We start from the raw sequence: 12,560 nt of genomic DNA on the forward strand, positions 1-12,560 counted from the left end.
TCACAAATCGCATTAACTCATGATGTTTTATAAGCAATTTCATGTATATATGGGTAGGTGTAATACTCTAAATAGTGTTTTGAGCTTTGACAGAATTGGTAAAATCAAACAAGAAAATCATTGGGTTTTCTTTCGCTGTAATGATTGTGCTATTGCTGGCTATTCTTGTTATTAATCATGAGCGATTTTTTTCCCCACAGGTAGAGAGTGTATTACCTGATCCGCTTGCGCAGCATGCTTCGCAGTTGCTACACCAGCGAGCGACTGAACCGATTGACGCCCTGCCTGATGATATTAGCGAAGCTAAGTTGCAAGCTTGGTTGAATGCTGAGAACGCGCAAGTTCGTATGGTGAGTTACTGGGCACTGGCAAACGAGGCATTACGTAAAGGTGATAACGAGCAAGCGGAACGCTATGCGAGAGAGGCACTGACGCTCCTTAGTTCAGAGCAACCCACCGAACTAAAAGCTAAACTCTATTTTGACTTGAGCTTAGCTTTGCTAAAGCAGGGTAAGGTTGCCGAGTCTTCAGAGATGTTTGAGCATGTCTCCGCTGCTTTTGAGCATTATGATGGCGCGCACAATGAAATCTTCGTCACCTACTATATTAAGCGAGCTTTTGAACTGTCTCACCACCAGAGCACCAGCAGTGAACTGGTACAGTTTTGGGAGGAGGTCCATCAAAAAGCCTTGTCTGTCGATTATCTTCGTATTGATGATGTTTACTATTACCTTGGTACGGCTTACTGGAATGACCGCCAGTTTGTTAAAGGGATTAACCTAAAAGTTAAAGCGATAGAGACCAGTTTAGCGCGTGAAGACAATGACCAAGTGCAGTTTATGATGACAGATGTTGGCATTGATTATCTATTTAATGGTAACTGTCACCAAGCAATAGAACAGTTTCAAAGCGCAATTGAGTTCAACCAAAAGAGTCGGGTCGCTAACCCTGAACGGTTGCATTACATCTTGGTTAAGCTGTACGCCGCCTATGCAGAAGCGGGCGATATCGTAAAAGCTGGGGAAACGTTAGTCGCGGCAGAAGAGCAGTTAAATATGATGGATGCCCCAGAGCGTACCGAGCATTACCGAACCTATCTTTATGCCATGCAAGCTGATTTTCAGCGTCGTGTGGGGCAAACAGACCGCGCATTAGCACTGATTGAAATTGCCAAACAGAGACATAATGGTGAATTTAACGCTAGGGTGTATCACTTTGATGTCACGTTGGACTCCATTTTTGGTGATATTTTTTATTTGCGCGGTGATTTTGAACAAGCGATTGAGTACCACACTCGCGCTGAACGAGAGATTGTGGCGCGCGACCTCTACTACTTGCAAGCGGGAATCTACCAAGTTCTCTATCAAGATTACTTGGCGCAAGATAACTTACCTTTGGCATTGCGCTATTTAGAAGCTGAGAACCGCTTGCAGCGAAAAATGCGAATGGATGAAAATGAACAGTACTCTCAATACATCTATAGCTTGTTTGAAAATAAGAAGAAAGAGGGGCTAATCGCGGATCTAGAACGCAGCAAACAGAATTCAAAATGGATGCTAACCCTATTAGCTGCAATCTTGTTAAGTGTGCTTCTGTTCGCTTGGATGCTTAAGTCAAAGAACAAAAAAATCCTTCAACTGAACCGTCAATTGAAGGTTCAGAGCCATACTGATGGTTTGACATCGATTTCGAATCGACGTGCTTTGGATGAATATTTGAGTGAATGGAATGCACCGTCAGTCGCACCTTTGCATCGGGCGATATTTATGATTGATATCGACAGTTTCAAAAACTATAACGACAGTTATGGTCATGCGGCAGGTGATAGAGTGTTGCAGTTGGTTGCTAACGCGATTCGACAACAGTGCCGTTCGGCAGACTTTGTTGCCCGCTATGGTGGAGAGGAGTTTGTTGTACTGCTCAATAATATCAAAGACCAAGAGGCTTGTGCGATCGCAGAAGCGATCCATCATGGCGTTAAGGTATTAGAGATTGAGCATGCGACTTCTGAGGTTAGCCACCAAGTATCGCTCAGTATTGGTATTGTCACTTATTTACACCACAATGCCGGTGAGACTTATGAGCGAATTAAGCAAGCGGATAAAGCGTTGTACCAAGCAAAAGCTCAGGGTCGTAATCGAAGCCATCATGTTGCTGAGCCTCTATTGATTGAGAGTAAATCATTATGACCGCCGTTTTTTTCTTGTTCGGATAAGCGTTGTGTTTGATTAATCTTAGGTTCATCTTCGCTTCGCTATACTTTTTCTATAGTGCGAGTCTTATATAAGATTTTCTCGGAGGAAAAGATGACATCAATAGTGAACCAGGTGGTGACACCAGTGGGTACAGAGTTTACCCAAGGTGTCGCTTTACCCTTAGATCAAACGACTACGCCAGATGAAAAAACGTTCTGGAGCAAAATGCGTCATTCCGCTAAGCGTGTTGGCGAAGAGTTAGCGGTGATGTGCATTAAGTCATGGTTAGCCGTTGTTGATAGCAATACGTCAGTTCGACACAAAGCCGTGTTGGGTGGGGCGTTAGCTTACTTTGTTTTGCCAACGGATATGGTGCCCGATGTGATGACTGGTGTCGGCTTTACCGATGATATGGCGGCGTTAACGCTGGCGGCTAACTCGGTGGGGAGCGCAATCACTGAGGATCATGAAGAGCAAGCACGAGATAAGTGGCACGTCATGATCCAATAACAGTAGAGGTTGCTCGACTGCCTGAACGACGCAAACTTTAATAAAAAATCCACCATTTCTGGTGGATTTTTTACATTTAGATTCGCAGCAGTTTATGCTTCGACGCGTTTTAAATGCACTTCTTCTTCTGCGACCCCGGCCTGAGGATCATTGAAGCGTGCTTCGTCCAATGCGCCTTCAGATTTAGCAACAATGATGGTGACTGCACTATCACCAGTAATGTTCACCGCCGTACGAATCATATCAAGTAAGCGGTCCACACCCATGATTAGGGCAATGCCCTCTAACGGTAGACCGACTTGGTTGAGCACCATGGCGAGCATCACCAAGCCAACTCCAGGCACCCCTGCGGTACCAATAGAAGCGAGCGTCGCAGTCATGATCACCATTAGGTAATCTGTCATCGTAAGATCAATGTTGAATGCTTGGGCAATAAAAGCGGTTGCCACGCCTTGCATGATTGCTGTGCCATCCATATTTACGGTTGCACCTAGCGGAACGGTAAATGATGAGACGCGGTTTTTAACGCCCATGCGATGTTGCGCCGTTTCCATGGTTACAGGAATGGTCGCGTTTGATGATGCAGTTGAAAACGCGAACATGATGGCATCTTCCATCTTACGCAAGAAGGTAATTGGGCTTAGACCCGTAAAGCTCTTTAGCATCACACTATACGTGACCAGACCATGCAGCAGTAGCGTGCCTGCGAGGACTAAGAAATACTCGGCAAGGTTGATGATTGCGCCCAAACCAATATCGCTAAACAGTTTAGCCATCAAGAAGAACACGCCAAATGGGGCGATATTCATCAAAATTGCTACTAGCTTCATGATCACTTCATTGAGATCTGAGAAAAAATCAGCAATGCGTTCACCAGGCTTGCCTGCTGCACTAATCGCGATACCAAATAACACCGCAAATACGATCACTTGTAACGTTTTGCCTTCGGCCATCGCACTAATTGGGTTGGTTGGGAACATATCAATGATGACTTGCCCAAGTGATGGGGCCTGCGCCGATTGGAACGTACTCGCAGCGGTGAGATCAGCACCTGCACCTGGCTGGAACAGCGTCCCCATAGTGAGCGCAAGCGTGATTGCAATCGCGGTGGTGGCAATGTAGAAAGCCAGCGTTTTTCCGCCCATGCGGCCAAGTGTTGATAGATCTTTGAGCGAACTGGTGCCGCAGACCAAAGAAACGAACACTAGTGGTACCACCAACATTTTTAAGCTAGCGACAAAAATCTTTCCGCCAACTTCAAACAATCCATTTACTACGTACTCGTCGACAAAACCATTGTCAGCAAACAGGGCTCGAATAGCAAAGCCCGTCAAGATACCCGCTACCATGCCTAAAATTACGCGGCCGGTGAGCGACATCGGTTTCTTGGTATTCATTTTGAACACTCCTTATTGTTTTACCCCTCCAATGGGGAGGTGCAGGAGGTTAGCAGTGGAAATGGTAAATAAAGAAGAAAAAAGGTTTCTCTGTGGTTATAGATGTGATCAAAATCACCAAATAAGTGTGATTTATTTCATATTTAATGTGTATTTTTAATGCTGGATCAATAAAAAAATCAGCTCTACATCACTTTTCATTGAGCGGTAAGTGCACCGGAAGACTACTTACTTGGTCTTGTTTGTTTTAATTTCGCCGAAAATGACTGATTTTTGCGTATATTAAACGATTTTAGCTGCATATTTTGTGGTTTGACATCGATAGATTATCACAAGGTCAATAGTCTTAGATGTCGAGCCATTAACTCGCTACAATATTCACCATTAGAGATCTTAGTGGAGTGAGTATGGAAGGCGTCCATCTGCAAAGCTGAGATTGTAGTTTAAGATAAGAGACAATAAATGAAGATTTGGGTTGATGCCGATGCTTGTCCTGTAGTGATTCGCGACATTCTTTTTCGTGCAGCACAACGTACGGGCGTAGAAGTGACATTAGTGGCTAATCAGTTTATCCGTACACCGGCGGCAACAAACATCACTATGTTGCAAGTTCAAGCGGGATTTGACGTTGCTGACAATGAAATTGTAAGACGCTGCGAAGCAGGTGACTTGGTGATAACCAGCGATATCCCGTTGGCTGATGAAGTGATTAGTAAAGAAGGCCATGCGCTTAGTTCTCGTGGTGAGTTGTTTACTAAAGAAAACATCAAGTCTCGTCTAAACATTCGTGATTTTATGGAGACCATGCGCAGTAGCGGGATTCAGACGGGCGGACCTGCACCGCTCAATCAAGCGGATCGTCAGCAGTTTGCTAACCAGTTAGACAAATGGTTAGTTCAGTGGCAGCGTGCACAAAAGTAATCTCAATTTTTCAAACTCGATCAATTTTCTTTTTTAGTCAATGATTTATGGTGGCGGCGTTACATGATAAGAGCCGCCCCATGAGTACTATTGCAACCAACCAAACCGATTTATACCACGCGATTAAGCAAAGTTTCGCTAAACTCTATACCGATTACCAACTCGTGCCACATGATCTTGCCCGACAATGCGGTGTGGAAGGCAACATCAAAAACACTCAAATCTCAGTGTGCGATACCTTGGCTTATCTAATTGGGTGGGGAAAGTTGGTGCTAAAATGGTATCACGCCCGTCGCCAAGGCTTGTCCGTCGATATGCCTGAAACTGGTTTTAAATGGAATCAGTTAGGAATGCTGGCGCTGCACTTTTATCACCAATATCAAACTTGGTCGTATCAAGAGTTGTTGGATGAGTATGCTGATGTGATCAAACAGATACTGCAGTTGGTCCGCAGTCTGAGTGATGACGAGCTTTATGGTGATGATTGGTATCAAAAATGGACGCTGGGACGAATGATCCAGTTCAACACTTCTTCACCACTACGCAGCACTCGAACCAAAGTTCGACGATATATGCGCAGCCAAGGTTTGCTCTAATCGTTATCGGGACACACACCATTGCTGTAATAAGTGTTGTAATAAGGACACACACCATTAAATGGCGTTTTTTATAAGGACAGACACCACAAAGTGATGTCATCGTGGGCAAATATTGGCTCTTGTCCGGTTACTCAGATTTTGGTGTTGTTAAGTTCGGTGAAACTTGGCTGGTTGGCTAACTTAGCGACGCTAATTTGGTTAAGTAAGCTGTGATAAGGCGAGTGGCGCATAAAATCGAGAATAGGCTGTTGGGCATATTGCTCAAACAGTTCGCCATGTCGAAACTCAATATAATCTAGAGCACAGTGTAGATAGAGCGTCGCGAGGCTTGATTTGATATGTGTTGTAGTTTGATTGGATTCGAGTACTCGATTAAGTTCGATGAGAGCACGTTGCACTGCCACAATTGCACGTTGATGAAGTTCATTAGGCAGTTCAATAAAACGGCCTAAAGCAACGGATTTAAAGCTAATCTCCATTAGTGTTTTTGCCTGTCCCATGAGAGCACATTCATGCTCGTCATCTAACCTTAATGCTTGAACATCAATCGGCTGATATTTAGTGACCAAAAACTGGCAGATCGCTAAGCTTTCAATCATGTTGGTACCACTCTCTAATTGAAGAGTTGGGATCATGCTAAATGGATTAACCTGTAAAAGCTCCGTTGGCGATGCCCATGGGTCAACCCAAACGAGTTCAACATTGGATTGATTGCTGAGCAATACAGTGGCAAGTGCGACACGGGAAAAAGGGGATGTGTCATTTAAGTAAAGTTTCATTAAGCCTCCTTGATACGATGAGATTTTGCATGAGTGAAAACAACCAAAGCCGCAGCGAGAAGTAACGCAAGTGCGCTGGCAACAAACAGGGGTTGGTAGTGGGGCATCTGTGGTGCAAGATAAGCATACAAGTAACCAAAAGCACCTTGTGATAAGGCGAATGCCATGGTGAGCATCCCCCACGCTTTGGTATTCAGCTCGTAGCCAACACACTCGAGTGTATAAGCTGAGATAAGAGTGACGACGCCCGTGGTGAACAAGCCTACCAGTACGGATGACAAAGCTAGACCGATAAAGTGTGTGGTGACGGTCGGCAAAAACACGCCAACCGCTTTGAAAAACAGTGCGCTACATAGGGCCCGCCGAAGATTGAGTTTGTCGCCAATTGAGCCGACAAGAATTGGTCCCAGTGCTGCGCCAACACCAAAGATCGCCCACATTGCTCCGCCAAAGGCTAGTGATCTGTCGAGATCTCTAACCATAAAATCCACCCAAAATAAGGTATGGGGCAGGTAGCCAATGGCATCAAAACCGTAAGCGAACACCAATAGAGCGAGAGTTCTCTTTTGCGCCGAGGATAGGGTGTTGAGTTTTGCTGAAGAAATGCCAAAACTGGTTGGAGTTTCGCACCTTTGCCATGTCGACCAAGAGAGAACAGTAGTAATGAAAGTGATGGCGGCAAGCAGCAACCACGCTGCGGAGATACTCTGCTGCAGAACGATAGGGAGTAAGCATCCCGCCAGCATCACTCCTAAACCGATACCAGAGAAAATAATGCCACTGATGCGAGCTTTGGTTTCTGGCGGATGTAAACGCACGATTAGCGGCGGAGCAAGGATCATTAGCATCGCTCCGGTTAGTCCCGCTATTGCACGAAGTAAAAAGTAGTAACCAAAGGCGATATCTTGCAGCGCACAACCAAGAAAACTCAAGCTACTGAGCAACATCGCAACGCGAACTAGACTGACTACACTAAAACGCTTTGTAAGGTAGTGGCAAAGTGGCGCTCCAAGGATATAGCCAATGAGAGTTGCAGCGCCAAGAGAAGAGGCTTGTGCTTGAGTAAACCATCCTGCGGAGACAAGAGCAGGCATCATTGCGATGTAAGCGAATCGACCAACGCCATTGCCAACCAAAGTGGCGGCAAACCCTGCAAGCGAGAAACGGTTTAATAGACTATTCGATTGGGAAGAGAGCGTTGAGCTTGGCACGTTGGTTCCTTGCTTATCGCGAGCCGTTTACTGAATGTCGGTAAGTTTCCCATTTTTGATATGCATCTGCAGTTAGCCTTTAGTCCAAGTGGCCTATTTCTATCTATCACAACAAAAACCTTACGAGCTTAACAGTTGGAAGTGATGCTCGTTGCTGCGCGAGGTAGAATAGAACACTCTAAAGGGCTAATGATGGCATGATGATGCTAACAGGCTAAAACAATAAATATGAACTACGAAGAGCTATTATGAACCAATATGTGAATGACCCTTCCAACTATCAATTACTGATCAAGAATCTGCTTTTTTCGCCAGTTGCTTTTGACCCTAACCAAGAGATTGTATACGCCAACCATCGTCGTCACAGTTATCAAACTTTCCATAATCGAGTGAAGCAGTTCGCCAATGCATTGACCAAAATGGGAGTAAAAAAAGGCGACACGGTAGCCGTGATGGATTACGACTCACACCGTTACCTAGAATGTTACTTTGCGATACCAATGATTGGTGCCAAGTTACACATGATCAATGTCCGCCTTTCTCCAGAACAGATTCTATACACCATCGATCATGCTGAAGATGACATCTTACTGATTCACGAAGAATTTCAGCCTATTTTGGATCAGATCAAAGGCCGTATTGATACTGTGACAAAATACGTGGTGCTAAGGGATGATGAGGGGTGTGAATACGAGCAATTGCTGGCTCAAGAAAAAACTGAGTTTGATTTCCCTGATTTTGATGAAAATACCGTCGCGACCACATTTTACACCACAGGTACAACGGGGATGCCCAAAGGGGTCTTCTTCACTCATCGACAATTGGTATTGCACACCCTGAGTATCCTCAGTTCGCTGGGTACCAATGCAGTGCAAGGGCGATTGCATCAAGGTGATATTTATATGCCGATTACCCCGATGTTTCACGTCCATGCTTGGGGTTTGCCTTATATGGCAACGATGTTAGGGGTAAAACAGGTGTATCCGGGGAAATATATTCCAGATGTTCTGCTCGGCTTAATTGAGCAAGAGCAGGTCACTTTTTCTCACTGCGTGCCGACAATCTTACACTTGCTATTGAGCTCGCCAAAATCCAAATCAATGGACCTTTCTGGTTGGAAAGTGATTATTGGCGGGGCTGCATTGCCCAAAGCCTTGTGTCAGGCGGCGTTGGACCGTGATATTGATGTTTTCGCTGGCTACGGTATGAGCGAGACTGGGCCAATTCTTTCTATTGTGCAGTTGAGCCCAGAACACTTGGCAATGGAGCCGGAGCAACAGGCTGAGTATCGTTCCAAAACGGGCAAAAAAGTCGCCATGGTTGAAACGCATATTGTGGATGAGGAAATGAACAAACTGCCACATGATGGAGAAACTAGTGGTGAAATAGTGGTACGTGCGCCATGGTTGACGCCGAACTACTACAAAGACAATAAGAACTCCAAAGCCCTTTGGCGTGGCGGCTATTTGCACACTGGGGATGTGGCAACCGTTGACAGTGAGGGCTTTATCAAAATCACTGACCGCGTCAAAGATATGATTAAAATATCCGGGGAGTGGGTAAGCTCTTTAGAACTAGAGGATATTTTGCATCAACATCGCGCGGTGTCTGAAGTGGCGGTGATCGGCATGCCTCATAATAAATGGGGTGAAATCCCACTCGCACTTGTCACGCTCAAAGAAGAGTCTCAAGTGAGTGAAAAAGAGCTGCTGGGCTTTGCTAAAGACTTTATCAATAAAGGTATCTTGGCAAGAGAAGCTTTGCTATTGAAAGTGAAGTTTGTTGAATCGATTGCTAAAACCAGTGTCGGTAAAGTGGATAAAAAAGAGCTCCGTCGTTTATATCTTTAACCGCTATCGATAAAAGAGCAGGTGATGGCCTGCTCTTGTCTCACGCTTATTCCCGACAAATTAGCGCTATTTCTTCGCGTGGAACATCGCTTCACCGCGTTTATCTTGGTTTGACCAGAAGTTAATGTTGAACTGAGCGTCATCACTAATTTCAATTCGGTGCCAGTATTGTGGTGGACTGGTCGCAAATTGCCCTGCATTAATCACAACAACCATTTCTGGCTCTGTGGCATTTTCATCAGGGAAACCGTAATAGGTCACCTGTCCTTCCATAACACACAGTTGGCCAAATACACCCTCTGCTGTGTTGTGATGCGTCAGTAACGCTTGGGGCACGTTGTCTTTAGTGAAGAAAGGGGTTGAGCGTTGAATTGTCCAATCTTTTGCAATACGTAGATGTGACATAATAATCCTCTCTTATTGAGTCAATGATGAATGTAAATCAGGTCTATGCTTGGGAGGCTAAAGAAAGCTCTCGAAGCATCGGAAATGCTTGGGTGACTTGCTCACCAGTGACAACAAAACCGAGCAAGTGCTGATGTTCATCCTCAGCTTTAGCTATGATTCCGTTTGTTGAAAACTGCACGTTCCAACTCACCGCTTGGTTTACCTGACCTGCAAGCTGAATTGGGTAACTTGGTGTTTTCACTTTAACCATCATAGCGGGTAATCGAAGCTCTGCAGGTTCTCCTAACAAAGATTTGGCGAGTGCATTAGCGCTTAGCACGATAGGTTGAAGAAAAGGCATCATTTGCCCTTGAATTTCAGCGCAATCGCCCAACGCATAAACATTGTTGGCCGATGTTTGCAACGTGCCATCGACAGAAATACCTCTGTTTACTTTGATGCCGCCCGCTTGTGCCAGTTTGGTATTTGCTCGCAGCCCAGCTGCCGAGATAACGCTATCTGCACCAATGAATTGACCATTACTTAAGCTTGCCATTACCCCATCAGTGGTGTGATTTATTTCGGTAATAGTCGTGTCTAACGCCAGTTGAACACCTTGCTCTAGCAATTGTTTTTCAAGTGGTAAGGCAATAAATTCAGGCAATAGACTTGCTAGTAAGCGCGAGTTAGGCTCAACGATCGTAACCGTTTTGCCACTACTGGCGAGATCCATCGCAATTTCGACGCCAATGAGGCCGCCACCAATAACCAGAATACGTTGTGCATTGCTTAGCCGAACCTCGGCGTCTTGATACTCAGTCAACGAGTTGAGAGTCATCACTTGTTGCGTTGCATTGCCTCCCATCGGAGGCACGAAAGCATTTGCGCCGGTGGCGAAAACCAGTTTTGCGTAAGAGTAGTGACAACCTCCTGCAGTAATTTGTTGTGTATCTATGTCGATGTTCTCTACCGGAGTGTGCGTAAACAGTTCGACTTGATGCTCTTGGGCAAACTCGGCCGCGGTTTTTACGACTAAATCTTGTGCCGTTTGTTTGCGGGTAAATACATGACTGAGATCGGGCTTGTTGTACTCCGCACCATCATCAGCAGTAAAGATTTGAATAGGCGTGGTTGCGTCCATACGACGTAAGGTTTTCACCAGTTGATAGGCAGCAAAACCACTGCCAATAATTACGATTGGTGCTTGCATCATACTCTCCCCTCAAGCTTGATATTCAACGAAAACGTCTTTGCCTAAGTGGCATTCAGGACAGAGGAAATAATCGGGTACATCAGTCCAAGGAGTGCCCGGTTCAACACCTTGATTTGGTTCTCCGAGTGCAGGGTCATACACCCAGTTACAGACAGTACACACCATGCATTGGCAATCTGCAGGATGGTTGTCATTGCTCGGTTGCGCAGTGTCTACAACTTCGGGTGTTGTAGAGAGTTGCGCTTGTGGTTGCGGCGCTGTGCCAGTTGCCATGGTGAGTGGTTGAGTGAGGGCTTTATTGGCCCATAGTTTGGCGATGTTTCGTCCATGCTCACGACATTCACGCATCGCTTTGCCATCTGGTCGCCATTTGGTTTTAAGGCTTAGTGCGGTTTCAAAACCTGCATCGGTCAGGCGGGCATGAATACGGTCTACGGCGCCGCCATTCCAGCCATAACTACCAAACGCCGCTGCTTTTTTCCCTTTAAATCTTAGGCCCGTTATCTCTTCGAGCATGCCTGCAATTTTAGGCATCATGACATTGTTCATGGTTGAAGAGCCAACCAGAATACCTTTGGAGCGGAACACGTTCGCTAGAATTTCATTTTTATCTTGCTTCGATACATTGAATACTTTGACTGCCACGCCAGGGTCGACATCATGAATACCTTGTGCGATCGCATCTGCCATCATACGGGTATTGTTAGACATAGAGTCGTAGAAAATAGTGATACGATCTTCTTGGTAGTTATCTGCCCACTGCAAGTATTGCTCAATAATTTGCGCTGGGTTATCGCGCCATACAATACCATGAGAAGTTGCAATCATATCTACTGGTAGGTTAAAGCTTAACACCTCTTTAATTTTTGCCGTCACTAGGCTGCTAAATGGTGTAAGGATGTTTGAGTAATAACGTAAACACTGCTCCATTAACTCATTTTGATCGACTTCATCGTTGAATAGTCTTTCATCGCAATAGTGCTGCCCAAAAGCATCATTACTAAAGAGTACCGCATCACCCGTTAGGTAAGTCATCATGCTGTCTGGCCAATGCAGCATTGGGGCTTCAACGAAGACTAATTGCTTGCCATTACCAATATCAATTGTGTCACCGGTTTTTACCGTATTGAAGTTCCACTCGGGGTGGTGGTGATGCCCCACAATAGAATCAATCGCGGCTTCAGTGCAGTAGATGGGAGTGTTAGGGATCTTTTCCATTAACGCAGATAGTGCGCCTGAGTGGTCTTCTTCCGCATGGTTAATCACGATTAAGTCAATGGTGCTCAGGTCGATTTCCATTGCAAGGTTTTGGATAAACTGCTGACTGAAGTGATGATCAACGGTATCGATTAGAACCGTTTTCTCTTCGCGAATTAGGTAACTATTGTAGCTAGTGCCTTTGGTCATTTTGTATTCTGTACCGTGGAAGTCTTGGACCTCCCAATCGCGTTGACCTACCCAGTGAATGTTGTTTTTTACGTGAACTGTCATGACTACT

11 protein-coding genes are annotated in these 12,560 nt (G+C 45.3%); 5 read left to right on the forward strand and 6 right to left on the reverse strand.

What is annotated here, in order from left to right; all coding sequences use genetic code 11:
* Window positions 1–86: 86 nt before the first annotated feature.
* Together GZK95_RS15600 and GZK95_RS15605 are read left to right on the forward strand one after the other, a co-directional pair.
* Entirely contained in the window at window positions 87–2,189 is a 2,103-nt protein-coding gene (locus GZK95_RS15600; protein WP_075715509.1) for a GGDEF domain-containing protein, read from the forward strand.
* A gap of 117 nt (window positions 2,190–2,306) precedes the next feature.
* Complete coding sequence (locus tag GZK95_RS15605; RefSeq protein WP_083626260.1) at window positions 2,307–2,705, forward strand: YkvA family protein; 399 nt, start codon at window positions 2,307–2,309, stop codon at window positions 2,703–2,705.
* A 92-nt stretch (window positions 2,706–2,797) separates the two neighbouring features.
* Here the strand turns inward: GZK95_RS15605 and GZK95_RS15610 are convergent, their stop codons facing one another.
* On the reverse strand, window positions 2,798–4,102 hold the full coding sequence (locus GZK95_RS15610) for a dicarboxylate/amino acid:cation symporter (RefSeq protein WP_075705895.1): 1,305 nt from the start codon (window positions 4,100–4,102) through the stop codon (window positions 2,798–2,800).
* A 462-nt stretch (window positions 4,103–4,564) separates the two neighbouring features.
* On the opposite strand from GZK95_RS15610, the gene GZK95_RS15615 reads away from it, so the two are divergent.
* Together GZK95_RS15615 and GZK95_RS15620 are read left to right on the forward strand one after the other, a co-directional pair.
* A complete protein-coding gene (locus tag GZK95_RS15615; RefSeq protein WP_075715508.1) occupies window positions 4,565–5,023 on the forward strand; it encodes a YaiI/YqxD family protein in 459 nt (152 codons plus the stop codon).
* Between the two features lie 80 nt (window positions 5,024–5,103).
* A complete protein-coding gene (locus GZK95_RS15620) occupies window positions 5,104–5,619 on the forward strand; it encodes a ClbS/DfsB family four-helix bundle protein (RefSeq protein WP_075715507.1) in 516 nt (171 codons plus the stop codon).
* Between the two features lie 134 nt (window positions 5,620–5,753).
* Here GZK95_RS15620 and GZK95_RS15625 read toward each other — a convergent pair whose 3' ends face one another.
* Both GZK95_RS15625 and GZK95_RS15630 read right to left on the reverse strand, forming a co-directional pair.
* Window positions 5,754–6,401, reverse strand: a complete 648-nt coding sequence (locus tag GZK95_RS15625) for a glutathione S-transferase N-terminal domain-containing protein (protein ID WP_075715506.1) — start codon at window positions 6,399–6,401, stop codon at window positions 5,754–5,756.
* Complete coding sequence (locus GZK95_RS15630) at window positions 6,401–7,612, reverse strand: YbfB/YjiJ family MFS transporter (RefSeq protein WP_075715505.1); 1,212 nt, start codon at window positions 7,610–7,612, stop codon at window positions 6,401–6,403. Before GZK95_RS15630 ends, GZK95_RS15625 begins: the two co-directional genes overlap by 1 nt.
* A 248-nt stretch (window positions 7,613–7,860) precedes the next feature.
* Here GZK95_RS15630 and GZK95_RS15635 point away from each other — a divergent pair, with 248 nt between their 5' ends.
* On the forward strand, window positions 7,861–9,462 hold the full coding sequence (locus GZK95_RS15635) for a long-chain fatty acid--CoA ligase (RefSeq protein WP_075705899.1): 1,602 nt from the start codon (window positions 7,861–7,863) through the stop codon (window positions 9,460–9,462).
* Window positions 9,463–9,528: 66 nt separating this feature from the next.
* Here GZK95_RS15635 and GZK95_RS15640 read toward each other — a convergent pair whose 3' ends face one another.
* Genes GZK95_RS15640 through norV form a run of 3 tightly spaced genes read right to left on the reverse strand, consistent with a single transcriptional unit; the run spans window position 9,529 to window position 12,553 of the window.
* Complete coding sequence (locus GZK95_RS15640; RefSeq protein WP_075715504.1) at window positions 9,529–9,867, reverse strand: DUF1971 domain-containing protein; 339 nt, start codon at window positions 9,865–9,867, stop codon at window positions 9,529–9,531.
* 43 nt (window positions 9,868–9,910) lie between these two features.
* A complete protein-coding gene (gene norW / locus GZK95_RS15645) occupies window positions 9,911–11,059 on the reverse strand; it encodes an NADH:flavorubredoxin reductase NorW (RefSeq protein WP_075715503.1) in 1,149 nt (382 codons plus the stop codon).
* A 12-nt stretch (window positions 11,060–11,071) separates the two neighbouring features.
* Window positions 11,072–12,553 carry an anaerobic nitric oxide reductase flavorubredoxin gene (norV, locus tag GZK95_RS15650; protein WP_075715502.1) on the reverse strand — a complete coding sequence of 494 codons (1,482 nt, stop codon included), beginning with the start codon at window positions 12,551–12,553 and terminating at the stop codon, window positions 11,072–11,074.
* Between the last annotated feature and the right edge of the window lie 7 nt (window positions 12,554–12,560).

It is taken from the genome of Vibrio panuliri (assembly GCF_009938205.1).
Classification (GTDB): Bacteria; Pseudomonadota; Gammaproteobacteria; order Enterobacterales; family Vibrionaceae; genus Vibrio; species Vibrio panuliri.

What these genes read in the sequence shown, in the direction of transcription:
- GZK95_RS15605 (WP_083626260.1), top strand. Translation starts at nt 2,307, where the DNA reads ATGACATCAATAGTGAACCAGGTGGTGACACCAGTGGGTACAGAGTTT.
- GZK95_RS15610 (WP_075705895.1), bottom strand. Translation starts at nt 4,102, where the DNA reads ATGAATACCAAGAAACCGATGTCGCTCACCGGCCGCGTAATTTTAGGC.
- GZK95_RS15615 (WP_075715508.1), top strand. Translation starts at nt 4,565, where the DNA reads ATGAAGATTTGGGTTGATGCCGATGCTTGTCCTGTAGTGATTCGCGAC.
- GZK95_RS15620 (WP_075715507.1), top strand. Translation starts at nt 5,104, where the DNA reads ATGAGTACTATTGCAACCAACCAAACCGATTTATACCACGCGATTAAG.
- GZK95_RS15625 (WP_075715506.1), bottom strand. Translation starts at nt 6,401, where the DNA reads ATGAAACTTTACTTAAATGACACATCCCCTTTTTCCCGTGTCGCACTT.
- GZK95_RS15635 (WP_075705899.1), top strand. Translation starts at nt 7,861, where the DNA reads ATGAACCAATATGTGAATGACCCTTCCAACTATCAATTACTGATCAAG.
- GZK95_RS15640 (WP_075715504.1), bottom strand. Translation starts at nt 9,867, where the DNA reads ATGTCACATCTACGTATTGCAAAAGATTGGACAATTCAACGCTCAACC.
- norW (WP_075715503.1), bottom strand. Translation starts at nt 11,059, where the DNA reads ATGCAAGCACCAATCGTAATTATTGGCAGTGGTTTTGCTGCCTATCAA.
- norV (WP_075715502.1), bottom strand. Translation starts at nt 12,553, where the DNA reads ATGACAGTTCACGTAAAAAACAACATTCACTGGGTAGGTCAACGCGAT.